The organism is Pseudomonas sp. SBB6, from assembly GCF_024213215.1.
Classification (GTDB): Bacteria; Pseudomonadota; Gammaproteobacteria; order Pseudomonadales; family Pseudomonadaceae; genus Aquipseudomonas; species Aquipseudomonas donghuensis.
In genome coordinates this window covers 124,081-137,662 of the sequence record NZ_JANAVH010000011.1, presented here as the reverse complement: position 1 = coordinate 137,662, position 13,582 = coordinate 124,081, and the positions used below count along the sequence as shown (strand labels likewise).

The window sequence follows — 13,582 nt, the reverse complement described above, 5'->3', positions numbered from 1 at the left end:
ATCAGGACTTGTCCTTGTTCAGGCGGTTGGCTGCCCAGGTCAGCACCAGCACAAAGAGGAAATAGGAAACCACCAGGGCACTGTTGAAGTGGCCGCTGCTGTTGCGCATGTTGTTGAGGTACACCTGCAGGGTCTCGTAGCGGGTGCCGACCAGCAGGTTGGCGAACACGAACTCACCGAACAGGAACGAGAACGACAGCAGCAAGGCCACCATCAGGCCCTTGCGCAGGTTCGGCAACACCACCAGGAAGGCGGCCTGGAAGGTGCTGGCACCCAGCAGCTGGGCGGCGTCCATCAGGTCGCGCAGGTTGATCGCCTGCAGGTTGTTGGTGATCGCCCGGTACATGAACGGCAGGGCCACGGTGAAGTAGCAGCCGATCAGGATCCACGGCGTGCCGACCATGGCCATCGGCCCCGAGCCGTAGAGCTGCAGCAGGCCCACCGACGACACCACCGGCGGCACCGCGAAGGGCAGCAGGATGAGGATGTTCATCAGCGCATCGAGCCGCGGGAAGTGGTAATGGACCACGAACAACAACGGCAGTATCAGCAGCACCGACAGCAGCAGGGCGCCGACACAGACCAGCAGCGACTGGCCGAAGGCGGCGAGAAAACGCGGGTCGCTCCACAGCGCCAGGTACCACTTGAAGGTCAGGCCGCTGGGCAACAGGCTGGCCGACCAGCTGGTGGCCAGCGAGTAGAGCAGGGTGCCGGCCAGTGGCAGTAGGAGGATGATGAACAGCAGGTAGACCACCAGGCGGTGGTACAGCGACGAGGTGCCCGGTTCAGCGCGCGACATGGTAGCTCCGCTTCAACAGCCATTGATGGACGAAGGTCACCAGGGTCATCAGCCCGACCAGGATGACCGCCAGGGCGCTGGCCAGGTTCGGGTCCAGCGAGATATCGCCGGCCACCAGCGCGGCGATGCGGATCGGCAGCACGTTGAAGTTGCCGGTGGTCAGCGCATAGACCGTGGCGTAGGCGCCCAGGGCGTTGGCCAGGAGGATCACGAAGGTGCCCAGCAGGGCCGGTGTGAGCACCGGCAGGCCGATGTGCCGCCAGTATTGCCAGGCGCCGGCACCGAGCAGCTCGGCCGATTCACGCCAGTCCTCGCGCAGGGCGTCGAAAGCCGGGTAGAGCAGCAGCACGCCAAGGGGGATCTGGAAGTAGGTGTAGAGGATGATCAACCCGCTCTTGGAATAGAGGTTGAAGTCTTCGATGATCCCGGCCTGCTTGAGCAGCATGGTCAGCGCGCCGTTGAAGCCGAGCAGGATGATGAAGGCAAAGGCCAGCGGCACGCCGGCGAAGTTGCTGGTCATGTTGGCAAAGGCGTTGACGAAGTCGCGCAGGCGCGAATCGACCCGGCGCAACGAGTAGCTGCCGAGGATGGCGATGAGGATGCCGAACAGGCTCGACCAGAAGCTGATTTCCAGGCTGTGCTGGATCGCTTGGCGATAGAACTTCGAGCTGAACACCTTGCTGAAGTTATCCAGGCCCCAGTTCGATTCCACCTGCACGCTGTGGAGCATTACCCAGGCCAGCGGGGCGATCTGGAAAATGATGAAAAACACTGTGAAAGGCAGCAGGCAGAGCAGGGCCAGCCATTTGCCGCGCGTGATCGAATTCACTTGAGCAGCTCCCGGCACACCGGTTTGTCGTGGGGCACGCCGAGCAGTTCGCAGAGGGTGCCGCACAGCTCGGTCTGCAGGGGCTTGGCGACCGGGTCGAGGCTGAACGCCTCGCCGAAGACGAACAGCGGTACTTCGCGTTCCTCGGCCAGCAGGCCGTTATGCGAGCGGTCGTTGTTCATGCCGTGGTCGGCGGTGACCAGTACCTGGTAACCCTCTTCGAGCCAGGTGCGCAGGTAGTCGGCCAGGAGGATGTCGGCGCTGCGTGCGCTGTTGCGGTACTGGCTGCTGTCCAGGCCGTGGCGATGCCCGGCGTCGTCGATGTTCATCGGGTGCACCAGGAGGAAGTTCGGTGCATGACGGCGGCGCAGGTATTCGGCGTCGGCGAACAGGTGCGAATCAGGGTAGTGATCGGCGTAGTAGAACAGCCCGTGCTGGATCGGCAGCTTGGGCGCGTGGGTATGGCGGTCGCGCAGCGGGTCGAAGGGCGAGCGGTTGTACAGCTCGCTCATCCAGTGATAGGCCGCGGCTGCCGTGCCCAGGCCGGCTTCGCGGGCGTAGTGGAACACGCTGCGCTGGTTGGACAGGCGGTTGACGTTGTTGTGGACGATGCCGCTGTCGATGGGCGCGACACCGGTGAGGATGCATTCGTACAGCGGCCGCGACAACGACGGCAGCTCGCATTCGACCCGGTATAGCGCGGCGCGGTCGGCTTCGACATAAGCATGCAGATGGCCCATGGCGTGGTGCGCGACCTGATGGTTGAGGCCATCGAGCAGGACCAGGATGACGTTGTGGTTCATAGGGACTCCGCAATTGTGGCTGACCTCATCGCAGGCAAGCCAGCTCCCACAGGTACTGCATACACCGGACCTTGTGGGAGCTGGCTTGCCAGCGATCGGGGCGGCAGGGGCTGCCTGACACCCCCCAAAGGTTCACTCCATCTCGATGATCACTTGCTCCTGCCACTTCTGCGGCAGGGCCTTGGAGGTCGCTTCCCACGCCGCCGCATCCTTGATCGGCTGTACGGCGCGGTACTGCTCGTTAGGCAGCAGCTTGGCCTGAACCTCGGCCGGCAACTTCAGGTGCTCGGCACGGATCGGCCGGGCGTGGCCTTCAGCCAGGTTGATCTGCCCGGCATCGCTGAAGATGTACTCGCGGGTCAGCTTGGCGGCGTTGGGGTTTTTCGCGTACTTGTTGATGATCGTGGTGTAGCCGGAGATCACCGAGCCGTCAGACGGGATCAGCACCTCGAAGCGTTTCGGGTCGATCTGCTGGCGGTAGCTCAGGCCGTTGAAGTCCCAGACCACACCGACTTCGATCTCGCCCTTTTCCAGGGTCTGGATGGTCGGGTTGGCCAGCGACAGGCGCTTTTGCTGGGCCAGCTTGGTGAACAGCTGCAGGCCCGGTTCGATGTTTTTCTCGTCGCCCTTGTAGGCAATGGCGGCGGCCAGTACGCCGTTGGCGGCCTGGGCGGCGGTACCGACGTCACCGATGGCGACTTTGTACTTGCCTTTTTCCAGGTCATGCCAGGTTTTCGGCATGTCTTGTTCCTTCACCAACTGCTTGTTGATGATGAAGGCGATGGTGCCGGTGTAGGCCAGGGCCCAGTGGCCGTCTTTATCCTTGGCCCAATCCGGGATCTGCGCCCAGGTGCTTGGCTTGTACGGCTGGGTCACGCCCTTGGCCACGGCGATCGGGCCGAAGGCGGCGCCGACGTCACCGATGTCGGCACTGGCGTTGTCTTTTTCAGCCTCGAACTTGGCCACTTCCTGGGCCGAGCTCATGTCGGTGTCGATGTGCTTGAGGCCGTATTTTTTCGCCAGGTCGTCCCAGGTGCCTTTCCAGTTGGCCCAGGCATCGGGCATGCCCACGCTATTGACCACGCCTTCCTTGCGGGCAGCCTCCTCGAGGGCCTTGAGGTCGGTGTCGGCGGCCATGGCCGTGGTGCACAGAGCAATGCTCGAGCCTAACAGTGACGCCAGAAAAAACTGTTTCATCCGAAGCTCCTTGATGGGGTGCCTTGCAAAACGCGAATGGTGTTGTTGGACGTTGTTGCGGTTCGGTTGGTCTAGGTCAGCAATACCTGAGCCAAGGTAGGCCTGTTGCATGACAATTTGATGTCCAGGCGTGCTGCCGGCCAGGGCTTGCGCCCCTGAAAATCAAGCGTAGACCACCCTGGCTGTCATCTGGCATTCATCTGCAGTGCCTAGGCTTGCACTATTCTCATAGCCCTGAAGGCGCCAAAAGTGGGCGCTGCCGGTGCTGGACTAGTCCAGATAGGTAACCTTTGATGCAGCCACTGCCACCGCGAGCAGTAACAGCCATCTGTCATGCCCTGCAGGAGCAGATCGAGCATGGCCTCCTGTCGCCCGGCTGCAAGCTGCCGGCCGAACGCAAGCTCAGCGAGGTGTTCGACACCACGCGCATCACCCTGCGTGAAGCGCTGGTGCAACTGGAGGCGCGCGGCTTGATTTACCGCGAGGAGCGGCGCGGCTGGTTCGTCGCGCCCGAGCGGCTGACCTACGACCTGATCGAGCGCAGCCATTTTCACGCCATGGTCCGCGACCAGGGCCGCGAAGCGCGCACCGAGCTGTTGTCGGCGCGCCTGCAGCCGGCGGCGGCAGCGGTGTGCGCACGGTTGCAGCTGGCGCCGCTGTCGAGCGTGATTCAGATCTGCCGGTTACGCCGGATAGATGGCCGTGCGGTGCTGTATGCCGAGCACTACCTGAACCCCGACTACTTCCCGGGGATTCTTGAACACGACCTGAGCCAGTCGCTGACCGAGCTTTATGCCCGTCGCTATGGCATCGAATACGGCCGGGTGCGTTTCGAGATTTTGCCCACCGCCTTGCCGGTGGCGGCGGCCACGGCGCTCAAGGTCTCGGCCGGCAGCCCCGGCCTGCACATCACCCGGGTCAACAGCGACCAGCACGGGCGGCTGATCGACTGTGACCTGGAGTACTGGCGCCATGACGCGATCCGCATCAAGGCCGAAGCCGGTTAGGCCTTGGTGGGGGTTTCGCTGAACGGGGTGCTGGCGTCGGCGCTGATCACCTGCACGCTCAAGCGCGGGGTGGCCAGGTCCAGGCCAGCTTCGTCGAGCTGACGCTTGAGCGCCAGGTTGAAGGCACGCGACACTTCCCACTGCTTGATCGGCGCGGTCTTGAAGCGGGCACGCAGGATTGCCGAACCCGACTCGAAGCTCTCCACGCCTTGCAGCTCCAGCGGCGACCAGATGTTGCGGCGCATCAGCGGATCGTTGCGCATCTTCTGCCCGACATCGCGGATCAGGGTAATGGCCTGGTCGATGTTCATGCTGTGCGGGATGGCCACACGGAAGATCGCGTAGCCGAACTCGCGGGAGTAGTTCTTGATGCTTTTGATTTCGCTGAACGGGATGGTGTGGACGATACCGTCGATGTCGCGCAGGCGCACGGTGCGGATGGTCAGGCCTTCGACCGTGCCCAGGTGGCCGCCGACATCGACATAGTCGTCGATGGCCAGGGAGTCTTCGATGATGATGAACAGCCCGGTGATCAGGTCGGCAACCAGCGATTGCGCACCAAAACCGATGGCCAGGCCGATGACACCGGCACCGGCCAGCAGCGGGGTGACGTTCATTCCCATGTTGGCCAGGGCGACGATCACCGCAATGATGAAAATCGCCACGAACAGCACGTTGCGGATCAGCGGCATCATGGTTTGTGCGCGGGCGTTGGCCAGGCCTTTGCGCGAGCGGGTCAGGGCGTGGTGAACGGCGGTGTCGGAGAGAATCCAGACCAGCCAGGCGGCGATCAAGGTGCCGGCCAGGCCGAGCAGGCGCACCGCCACTTCATGGCCTTCGCCTTCGGCAAAGCCGATCAGCGAGAAGCCCCAGACGCGCAGGCCGAGTTCGATGAACACCAGCCAGATGCTCAGGTGCACCAGGGTGTAGACGAAGCTTTTCAGGCGCTCCGAGTACACCGCCTGGCGGCGGTTGGCCCGTTGCGGCTTGAGAGCGTGGCGGCGGACCAGGCCGTTGATGACCATGCACAGGATCACCAGCACCGTGCACATCAGCGACTGACGCAGGGCGGTGCTGGTGTCGCCGGCGGAAATAAAGGTGGCGAACAGCGAAATCGCCACCAGCACCAGCGCTGGCAGGTACCAGAAGGTGCCGAGGATTTCGATGGTGTCGCTCAGCGCCCGGCGGGTCAGGCGCCGTGACAGCGGCTGGTTGCGGATCAGGTGGGCAATGGGCCGGCGAAAGCGCAGGATGAACAGCCCGGTGGACAACCCGGCGAGGATGTTGGCCAGGGTCGCCAGGGTGTGCGACAGGTGATCGCCCAGGGCACCGGCCATGCGCGGGTCGTTCATGGCCTCGCCGAAGGCGGCGAAGCTGCCAATCAGCCACAGCGGGCGGAAGGCCTGGTGGCGGAGGATGTGCAAGGCGCGGTGACGGTGCGGGCCGTCGAGCAGGGAGAAGGCGATGACGCAGATCGCCGAGAAGCAGGTGCCCACCACCAGCGCATAGGCCAGGACCATGGCCATCGACTTGCCCAGTGACGAGGGCAGGGCGAAGCTCAGGTACACGGTGATCACCAGCGCCACCAGCCAGGGCCCGAGCTTGCGCAGGGCAAAGCGCACCAGGTCCCAGGTGCGTGGATGTTGCGGCAGTTCTTCGGTGAGGCCAAAGCGCAGGCGCAGCTGGTGGCCGACCCAGTTCAGGGCGTAGGCCAGCAGGCTCCACAGGGCAATGATCGCGGCAAAGCCGAAGAGGATCGGCGGCCATTCGTGCCAGGGCACCAGGCGGGCGTCGAGCTCGATCTGCGCCAGCTCCAGTTCGCGGGTCCAGCGGTTGAACGGGCTGGCCTCGCCACTGAACTGTTTTTCCAGCTCGTTGAAGGTGCTGCCGATCAGGCCCAGCACGCCTTGCTCGGCACTGGGTTGCGCTTGCTTGGTGCTGTCGCGCAGTTTTTTCAGGTCGGCCAGCAGCTTGCTGCGTTGCTGGTCGTTCTCCAGGGTCTTGATCACTTCGTCCAGCGACTGGCCCAGGGGCTCCGTGGCTTCGGGCTGGGCCTTGCTGCCGCCGCCGAGCAGGCCCGGCAGGCCGGCGGCGTGCGCTGGCGCAACGAAGAGCAAAGGCAGGAGCAGGAGAACAACGCGGAAAAAGGCAGGCACCGGACAATCAACCTCAAAACGATCAATCGCCCGAGTGTAGTGTATTTGTCAGTTGAGTTTCTCGAGGATCTTCCAGCACATGATGCCGATCATGCCCAGGGTACCGATCCACATCATCAGCACGCCGATATTGCGGTCGCGCAGGTTGAAGCCCACGGTCAGCAGGATCAGGCCGGCGATGACCGGAAGGAACAGGGATTGGAAGGCTGACATGCGGCAAGGTCCTTGTGCTTGAAAGTTATGGCTCAAGCATAGCGGGAATCGCCGGGAAGGGGGTTGATCGGGGTCAGGCTGGTGGATCTCATCGCGGGGCAAGTCGAGCCGTCGCACCGCCGCTCCCACAGTGATCTCTGTGGGAGCGGCTTGCCCCGCGATGCTTCTATCAAGGCAAATCGCGACTGCGATAGAACGCCGTCAGCACCTTGACCAGATGCGCCAGGTCATGGCTGCCGCACAGTTCGCGGATCGAGTGCATGGCGAAGGTCGGCAGGCCGATGTCAACGGTGCGCACGCCCAGATGGCTGGCGGTGATCGGGCCGATGGTCGAGCCGCAACCCATGTCGCTGCGCACCACGAAGCTCTGCACCGGTACTTCCTCGGCCATGCACAGGTGGCGGAAGAAACCGGCGGTTTCGCTGTTGGTGGCGTAACGCTGGTTGTTGTTGACCTTGATCACCGGGCCGGCATTGAGCTTGGGTCCGTGGTTGCCATCGTGCTTCTCGGCGTAGTTGGGGTGCACGCCGTGGGCGTTATCGGCCGAGACCAGCAGCGAACGCTGGATCGTGCGGACAAAATCGTCGCCGTCGGGCAGCAGGCGGCGCAGGGTCTGTTCGAGCATCGGGCCGTCGGCGCCACAGGCCGAGCAAGAGCCCACCTCTTCGTGGTCGTTGCATACCAGCACGCAGGTTTCATCGCTGTCGGCAGTGAGCAGCGCCTGCAGGCCGGCATAGCAGGACAGCAGATTGTCCAGGCGGGCACCGGCGATGAACTCGCCGTGCAGGCCGACCAGGGCGGCGTTCTGGGTGTCGTAGAAACTCAGTTCGTAGTCCAGCACCACATCGGCGTTCAGGCCGTGCTCGCGGGCCAGTTGGTCGGTGAGCAGGGCGCGAAAATCCACGCGCTCGTCACCGGCGACCTGGGCCAGGATCGGCGGCAGTTCGGTCTGCGGGTTGATTGCCCAGCCTTCGTTGGCGGTGCGGTTGAGGTGGATCGCCAGGTTCGGGATCACCGCGATCGGCAGCTTGAAGTCGACCAGCTGGCTTTCGACCTTGCCATCACGGCGGAAGGTCACCCGCCCGGCCAGCGACAGGTCGCGGTCGAACCACGGCGCGAGCAGGGCGCCGCCATAGACTTCCACGCCCAGTTGCCAGAAGCCCTGGCGTTGCAGCTCGGGCTGCGGCTTGACCCGCAGGCACGGGCTGTCGGTGTGGGCGCCGACCAGGCGGATACCGTCGAGCAGCGGCGAGTGACGGCCGAGCTTGAAGGCGATGATCGAGGAATCGTTGCGGGTAACGTAGTAGCGACCGCCGGCCACGGTGGCCCAGCTGTCGCGCTCGTCCAGGCGCTGGTAACCGGCGGCATCGAGGCGCTGGGCCAGGGCGGCGGTGGCATGGAACGGCGTAGGGGAGGCCTTGAGGAAGTCGATCAGGCCTTGGTTCAGTGCATCGCGCATAGGTCACTCCAGACAGCAGTGGCGCGAGTTTAGCGTACTTGGCTGGGGATTTGTGCGGACCCCATCGCCGGCAAGGCCGGCTCCCACACAGGTCCTGTGGGAGCCGGCCTTGCCGGCGATTGGAGCGCTGCGGTCGATCAGAACGGCGCCGGACACTCGAAGCGCAGCCGCTCCCCGGAGACCGGGTGGGTAAAGCTCAGCATGCTCGCATGCAGGCACAGCCGCTCATGGGCCGCCAGCGCCTCGGGGCAGGCATACAGGCGATCGCCCAGCAGCGGGTGACCGATCGACAGCATGTGCACGCGCAACTGGTGCGAGCGCCCGGTGATCGGCGTCAGCTCGACCCGGCAATGATCGCCACAGCGCTCGACGATACGCCAGAACGTCAGGGCATGCTTGCCTTGCTCATGGTCGACCACGTGGCGCGGCTTGGTCGGCGGGTCGTAGCGCAGCGGCAGGTCGATGCTGCCGCTGTCCAGCTCCGGTTGGCCCCAGCACAAGGCGGTATAGGCTTTTTCGGTTTCACGGTCGTGAAACTGGCGGGACAGTTCGCGGTGACTGTTGGCGTCGCGGGCCAGCAGGATGATCCCCGAGGTTTCCCAGTCCAGGCGATGGACGATCAGGGCATCGGGGTAGCCGTTTTCCTGCAGGCGGGTGATCAGGCAATCCTTGTTGTCTTCGGCCCGGCCCGGCACGGACAGCAGCAGGGTCGGCTTGTTGACCACCAGGATGGCGTCATCTTCATGCAGGATGTGAACGTTGGACAGCGGCATTGCGTGTTCCAAAATAGTTGTGGGAGCGGGCTTGCCCCGCGATGCGATATGACTGACAGATCGCTATCGCGGGGCAAGCCCGCTCCCACAGGGTGCCCGAAAACGCTATCAGCGATCGGGCAGGGTGATGTTGAGTTCCAGGATCGAGCAGCTGCCCTGGTTTTCCAGAGCGACCTGCACATCATCGGAGCCGATGTTGACGTACTTGCGGATTACTTCCACCAGTTCCTTCTGCAGGGCTGGCAGGTAGTCCGGAGTACTGCGCTGACCGCGCTCGTGCGCCACGATGATCTGTAGACGCTCTTTCGCGACCGAGGCGGTGCTTACTTTTTTGCTGGCACGAAAGAAGTCAAAAAGGTTCATTGGTTAGTTGCCTCCAAACAGGCGCTCGAAGAATCCCTTCTTCTTCACATCAAGGAACCGATGTTCCACGTTTTTGCCCAGCAGGCGGTCAACGGTATCGCTATAGGCCTGGCCAGCATCGCTCTGGTCGTCAAGGATCACCGGCACGCCCTGGTTGGATGCCTTGAGCACCGCCTGGGATTCCGGAATCACGCCCAGCAGGGTCACCGAAAGGATTTCCTTGACGTCTTCGACGCCGAGCATTTCGCCCTGGCTGACGCGCTCCGGGTGGTAGCGGGTGATCAGCAGGTGTTCCCTGATCGGGTCTTCGTTGCGTTCGGCGCGGCGCGATTTGCTCGCCAGCAGGCCCAGCATACGGTCCGAGTCACGTACCGAGGAGACTTCCGGGTTGGTCACGACGATCGCTTCGTCAGCGAAGTACATGGCCAGGTGGGCGCCTTTCTCGATACCGGCCGGCGAGTCGCAGACCACGTATTCGAAGTCCTCTTTGAGCTGCATCAGGACTTTTTCCACGCCTTCCTGGGTCAGCGCGTCCTTGTCGCGGGTCTGGCTTGCGGCCAGCACGTAGAGGTTTTCAAGGCGCTTGTCCTTGATCAGTGCTTGCTGCAGGTTGGCTTCGCCGTTGACCACGTTGACGAAGTCGTACACCACGCGGCGTTCGCAGCCCATGATCAGGTCGAGGTTACGCAGGCCGACGTCGAAGTCGACAATGACAGTCTTGTGGCCGCGCAATGCGAGGCCGGTACCAATAGCGGCGCTGGTGGTGGTCTTACCCACACCACCCTTGCCGGATGTAACCACGAGAATCTTGGCCAAGGTGTTTCACCCCTAAAGAAAAGGACGTCGAGTCCCAAAAAATACAAAAACGGCAACATCGAAAAAAGTTGCGCAGAAAATGGCGGCAAGTATCCGTTAAAGACGGGTGATGTTCAACACGTCACCGGACAGGCTGACCTGCACCCCTGCCCCCCACAGCGGATCGCGGCGCAGGTCTTCGGAGACCTTGTATTGCCCGGCGATCGAGACCATCTCGGCGGTCAGCTGCTGGCAGAAGATCCGCGCCCGGGTGTTGCCCTTGATCCCGGCCAGTGCCCGCCCACGCATTGCACCGTACACATGGATGTTGCCATCGGCGAGAAGTTCCGCCCCCGGGCTGACCGACGACACCACCACCAGGTCGCCGCCCTGGGCGTAGATCTGCTGGCCGCCGCGTACCGGCGTGGTGATGATCTTGGTCGGGCGGATGCTCGGTTCCGGCGGTGGCGGCGGGGCCGGGGCCGGCTCGGGCTTCTTCACTTCCGGCTCCGGCTCCAACGGCCGCTCACGGGCACCGGACGGTGGCAGCACCGGCAGGTCGATGGCGATCGCTGCGGCGATGTCTTCGATTCGGCTGGCACGGATGGCCAGGGTGCGCAGGCCGTGATGGCGGCAGACGCGCATCAGCCCGGGCAGGTCGACTGCGCCTTCGCCGGCCGGGAGCTTGTCCAGGGCCAGCACCAGCGGGGTGTTGCTGAAGAAATTCGGCGCCTGGGCCACCTTGGCCGCCAACTGCCGGTCGAGGCCTTCGAGGTTGTTCCGGGCAAGCTCGAGCACGGTAATGGCGAGCATGCTGCCCTTGAGCTGGAACACGGGGTCTTGGTCTGGCGTTTGGGTTTGGCTCATGGTCTGCATTAGGGCGGCTTGTTACGAAAAAGTGCCCAGACTTATAACGAGAACACCGGTTGCCCGCAACCTGTGCCGAACCGTTGTAGAATGCCCGGCCCTTGTCTTTCCGGAATCTTTAATGGATCGCCCGCGTTTTCGTCGTTACTTTCTGCACCCGCGCTTCTGGCCGCTGTGGCTGGGCCTGGGCCTGCTGTGGCTGATCGTGCAGCTGCCATACCGGGTATTGCTGGTGATCGGCCGTGCCCTGGGGGCGCTGATGTACCGGGTGGCCGGCGAGCGCCGCTACATTGCGGCGCGTAATCTGGAGCTGTGTTTCCCCGAGCTACCGTCCGTCGAACGGCAGCGTCTGCTCAAGGAAAATTTCGCTTCCACCGGCATCGCCTTCTTCGAAATGGCCATGAGCTGGTGGTGGCCAAAGGCCCGGTTGGCGCGCCTGGCGCACATCGAGGGGCTTGAGCACCTGCAGGCCGCCCAGCGTGATGGCCAGGGTGCCATCCTCATGGCCCTGCACTTCACCACCCTGGAGATCGGCGCTGCACTACTGGGCCAGGAGCACACCATCGACGGCATGTACCGCGAACACGGCAACCCGGTGTTCGATTTCATCCAGCGCCGTGGCCGCGAGCGGCACAACCTCGATTCGCTGGCGGTGGAGCGTGAGGACGTGCGCGGCATGCTCAAGCTGCTGCGCGCCGGGCGCGCCATCTGGTACGCACCGGACCAGGACTACGGCGCCAAGCAGAGCCTGTTCGTGCCGCTGTTCGGCATCGAGGCGGCGACCGTCACCGCGACGACCAAGTTTGCCCGGCTGGGCAAGGCGCGGGTGATTCCCTTCACCCAGCAGCGCCTGGCCGATGGCAGCGGTTACAAGCTGGTGATCCATCCGCCGCTTACGGACTTCCCTGGCGAGACCGAAGAGGCCGATTGCCTGCGCATCAATCAATGGATCGAAGCGGCCCTGCGCGAATGCCCGGAGCAGTACCTGTGGGCGCACCGGCGCTTCAAGTCGCGCCCGCCAGGGGCGCCGAAGCTCTACGAAAAACGGCGTTGAGGCTATCCCTGGCAAGCCAGCTCCCACAGGGGCGAGCCAGCCCTGAACCTGTGGGAGCCGGCCTTGCCGGCGATAGGGGCGACACAATTGGCGGGAGGAACCCATGGCAGCAAAACCGATCACCGGCTTGATCCTCTCCGGCGGCGGCGCCCGCGCCGCCTACCAGGTCGGTGTGCTGGCCGGCATCGCCGACCTGTTGCCACCGGGTGCGGCCAATCCCTTTCCGGTGATCGTCGGCACCTCGGCCGGCGCCATCAATGCCGTGACCCTGGCCAGCGGCGCGATCCACTTTGCCGACGCCATCCGCCGCCTGACCAGCTTCTGGCAGGGCTTTCGCAGCCATCAGGTGCTGCGCAGCGACTGGCCCGGAGTGATCCGCCAGGCCAGCCGTTTCGTTTGCCACAACCTGCTCGGCCTCGGCGCGCCAGTGCCGGTGGCGCTGCTCGACAGCTCACCCTTGCGCAAGCTGCTCAACCAGCACCTGGACATGAACGGCATCGACCAGGCCATCGAGCGCCAGCACCTGCATGCGGTGGCGGTAACCGCCTTCGGTTATGAATCCGGTCAGGCGGTGACCTTCTACCAGGGCAGGGGCGCTATCGATCCCTGGTTGCGCCACCGGCGGATCGGCCTGCCGACCCGCCTGAGCGTCGAACACCTGCTGGCAAGTTCGGCGATCCCGTTGCTGTTCGCGCCGATCAAGCTTGGCGAGGAGTTCTTCGGCGATGGCGCGGTGCGCCAATCGGCGCCGATCAGCCCGGCGCTGCACCTGGGCGCCAGCCGGGTGCTGGTGGTCGGGGTCAGCGGCAACCCGCAGCGGCCCACGGCAGGCGACCTGCAACCGCGCATCTTCAGTGGCCAGCAACCGAGCCTGGCACAGATTGGCGGGCACATGCTCAACAGTACATTCATTGACAGCCTGGAAGACGATATCGAGTTGCTGCAGCGGCTCAATCACCTCAGCCACCTGATGCCGGAACACCTGGAGCGCCGGCGTTTGGGCCTGGCGCCGGTCGAGGTACTGGTGGTCGCGCCCAGCCAGCCCCTGGATGAGATCGCCGCCCGCCACCGGCGTGAATTGCCTGCCGCCTTGCGCCTGTTCCTGCGTGGTCCGGGGGCGACCAAAACCAGCGGGGCGGGGGTACTCAGCTACCTGCTGTTCGAAGCCGGCTACTGCAGCGAACTGATCGAACTCGGGCGCCGCGACGCCCTGGCCAAGCGCCGCGAACTGTGCGCGTTTCTTGGCCTGCCGCCGCTCAGCTGAAGC

14 protein-coding genes are annotated in these 13,582 nt (G+C 64.0%); 3 read left to right on the top strand and 11 right to left on the bottom strand.

Annotated elements, in window-relative coordinates:
• Nucleotide 1 precedes the first annotated feature (1 nt).
• The 4 genes from NLX68_RS20515 to NLX68_RS20500 all read right to left on the bottom strand — a co-directional run bounded on the left by NLX68_RS20515 (nucleotide 2) and on the right by NLX68_RS20500 (nucleotide 3,628).
• Nucleotides 2-799 (bottom strand): ABC transporter permease, encoded by a 798-nt coding sequence (locus NLX68_RS20515; protein ID WP_038993990.1) that lies wholly within the window; start codon nucleotides 797-799, stop codon nucleotides 2-4.
• Nucleotides 786-1,628, bottom strand: a complete 843-nt coding sequence (locus NLX68_RS20510; RefSeq protein ID WP_254285570.1) for an ABC transporter permease subunit — start codon at nucleotides 1,626-1,628, stop codon at nucleotides 786-788. The genes NLX68_RS20515 and NLX68_RS20510 overlap by 14 nt, the downstream gene beginning before the upstream one ends.
• Nucleotides 1,625-2,431 carry an alkaline phosphatase family protein gene (locus tag NLX68_RS20505; protein WP_010224202.1) on the bottom strand — a complete coding sequence of 269 codons (807 nt, stop codon included), beginning with the start codon at nucleotides 2,429-2,431 and terminating at the stop codon, nucleotides 1,625-1,627. Before NLX68_RS20505 ends, NLX68_RS20510 begins: the two co-directional genes overlap by 4 nt.
• Nucleotides 2,432-2,563: 132 nt before the next feature.
• The gene (locus tag NLX68_RS20500; protein WP_254285569.1) at nucleotides 2,564-3,628 is read right to left on the bottom strand and encodes an ABC transporter substrate-binding protein; all 1,065 of its coding nucleotides are present in this window, start codon (nucleotides 3,626-3,628) and stop codon (nucleotides 2,564-2,566) included.
• A gap of 293 nt (nucleotides 3,629-3,921) precedes the next feature.
• On the opposite strand from NLX68_RS20500, the gene phnR reads away from it, so the two are divergent.
• Nucleotides 3,922-4,635, top strand: coding sequence for a phosphonate utilization transcriptional regulator PhnR (gene phnR, locus NLX68_RS20495; protein ID WP_010224200.1), 714 nt, complete (start codon nucleotides 3,922-3,924; stop codon nucleotides 4,633-4,635).
• On the opposite strand, the gene NLX68_RS20490 is transcribed toward phnR, so the two are convergent.
• From NLX68_RS20490 to minC, 7 genes are all read right to left on the bottom strand, one after another.
• Nucleotides 4,632-6,791, bottom strand: a complete 2,160-nt coding sequence (locus tag NLX68_RS20490) for a mechanosensitive ion channel domain-containing protein (RefSeq protein ID WP_254285568.1) — start codon at nucleotides 6,789-6,791, stop codon at nucleotides 4,632-4,634. The genes phnR and NLX68_RS20490 overlap by 4 nt on opposite strands.
• 48 nt (nucleotides 6,792-6,839) lie before the next feature.
• A complete protein-coding gene (locus NLX68_RS20485) occupies nucleotides 6,840-7,004 on the bottom strand; it encodes a hypothetical protein (protein WP_010224196.1) in 165 nt (54 codons plus the stop codon).
• 169 nt (nucleotides 7,005-7,173) lie between these two features.
• Complete coding sequence (locus tag NLX68_RS20480; RefSeq protein ID WP_254285567.1) at nucleotides 7,174-8,463, bottom strand: M18 family aminopeptidase; 1,290 nt, start codon at nucleotides 8,461-8,463, stop codon at nucleotides 7,174-7,176.
• 137 nt (nucleotides 8,464-8,600) lie between these two features.
• Complete coding sequence (locus tag NLX68_RS20475; protein ID WP_254285566.1) at nucleotides 8,601-9,236, bottom strand: RluA family pseudouridine synthase; 636 nt, start codon at nucleotides 9,234-9,236, stop codon at nucleotides 8,601-8,603.
• A 108-nt stretch (nucleotides 9,237-9,344) separates the two neighbouring features.
• Nucleotides 9,345-9,599, bottom strand: a complete 255-nt coding sequence (gene minE, locus NLX68_RS20470) for a cell division topological specificity factor MinE (RefSeq protein ID WP_010224188.1) — start codon at nucleotides 9,597-9,599, stop codon at nucleotides 9,345-9,347.
• 3 nt (nucleotides 9,600-9,602) lie between these two features.
• Nucleotides 9,603-10,415, bottom strand: coding sequence for a septum site-determining protein MinD (minD, locus tag NLX68_RS20465; RefSeq protein ID WP_010224187.1), 813 nt, complete (start codon nucleotides 10,413-10,415; stop codon nucleotides 9,603-9,605).
• A 96-nt stretch (nucleotides 10,416-10,511) separates the two neighbouring features.
• Nucleotides 10,512-11,261 (bottom strand): septum site-determining protein MinC, encoded by a 750-nt coding sequence (minC, locus tag NLX68_RS20460; RefSeq protein WP_010224186.1) that lies wholly within the window; start codon nucleotides 11,259-11,261, stop codon nucleotides 10,512-10,514.
• A gap of 121 nt (nucleotides 11,262-11,382) precedes the next feature.
• On the opposite strand from minC, the gene NLX68_RS20455 reads away from it, so the two are divergent.
• Together NLX68_RS20455 and NLX68_RS20450 are read left to right on the top strand one after the other, a co-directional pair.
• A complete protein-coding gene (locus tag NLX68_RS20455; RefSeq protein ID WP_254285565.1) occupies nucleotides 11,383-12,315 on the top strand; it encodes a lipid A biosynthesis lauroyl acyltransferase in 933 nt (310 codons plus the stop codon).
• 103 nt (nucleotides 12,316-12,418) lie between these two features.
• Nucleotides 12,419-13,579 carry a patatin-like phospholipase family protein gene (locus tag NLX68_RS20450; RefSeq protein WP_254285564.1) on the top strand — a complete coding sequence of 387 codons (1,161 nt, stop codon included), beginning with the start codon at nucleotides 12,419-12,421 and terminating at the stop codon, nucleotides 13,577-13,579.
• Nucleotides 13,580-13,582 lie beyond the last annotated feature (3 nt).

Coding starts and splice junctions, on each gene's coding strand:
- NLX68_RS20500 (WP_254285569.1), bottom strand. CDS start 3,628: ATGAAACAGTTTTTTCTGGCGTCACTGTTAGGCTCGAGCATTGCTCTG.
- NLX68_RS20475 (WP_254285566.1), bottom strand. CDS start 9,236: ATGCCGCTGTCCAACGTTCACATCCTGCATGAAGATGACGCCATCCTG.
- minC (WP_010224186.1), bottom strand. CDS start 11,261: ATGAGCCAAACCCAAACGCCAGACCAAGACCCCGTGTTCCAGCTCAAG.
- NLX68_RS20480 (WP_254285567.1), bottom strand. CDS start 8,463: ATGCGCGATGCACTGAACCAAGGCCTGATCGACTTCCTCAAGGCCTCC.
- minE (WP_010224188.1), bottom strand. CDS start 9,599: ATGAACCTTTTTGACTTCTTTCGTGCCAGCAAAAAAGTAAGCACCGCC.
- NLX68_RS20450 (WP_254285564.1), top strand. CDS start 12,419: ATGGCAGCAAAACCGATCACCGGCTTGATCCTCTCCGGCGGCGGCGCC.
- NLX68_RS20505 (WP_010224202.1), bottom strand. CDS start 2,431: ATGAACCACAACGTCATCCTGGTCCTGCTCGATGGCCTCAACCATCAG.
- NLX68_RS20515 (WP_038993990.1), bottom strand. CDS start 799: ATGTCGCGCGCTGAACCGGGCACCTCGTCGCTGTACCACCGCCTGGTG.
- phnR (WP_010224200.1), top strand. CDS start 3,922: ATGCAGCCACTGCCACCGCGAGCAGTAACAGCCATCTGTCATGCCCTG.
- NLX68_RS20485 (WP_010224196.1), bottom strand. CDS start 7,004: ATGTCAGCCTTCCAATCCCTGTTCCTTCCGGTCATCGCCGGCCTGATC.
- NLX68_RS20455 (WP_254285565.1), top strand. CDS start 11,383: ATGGATCGCCCGCGTTTTCGTCGTTACTTTCTGCACCCGCGCTTCTGG.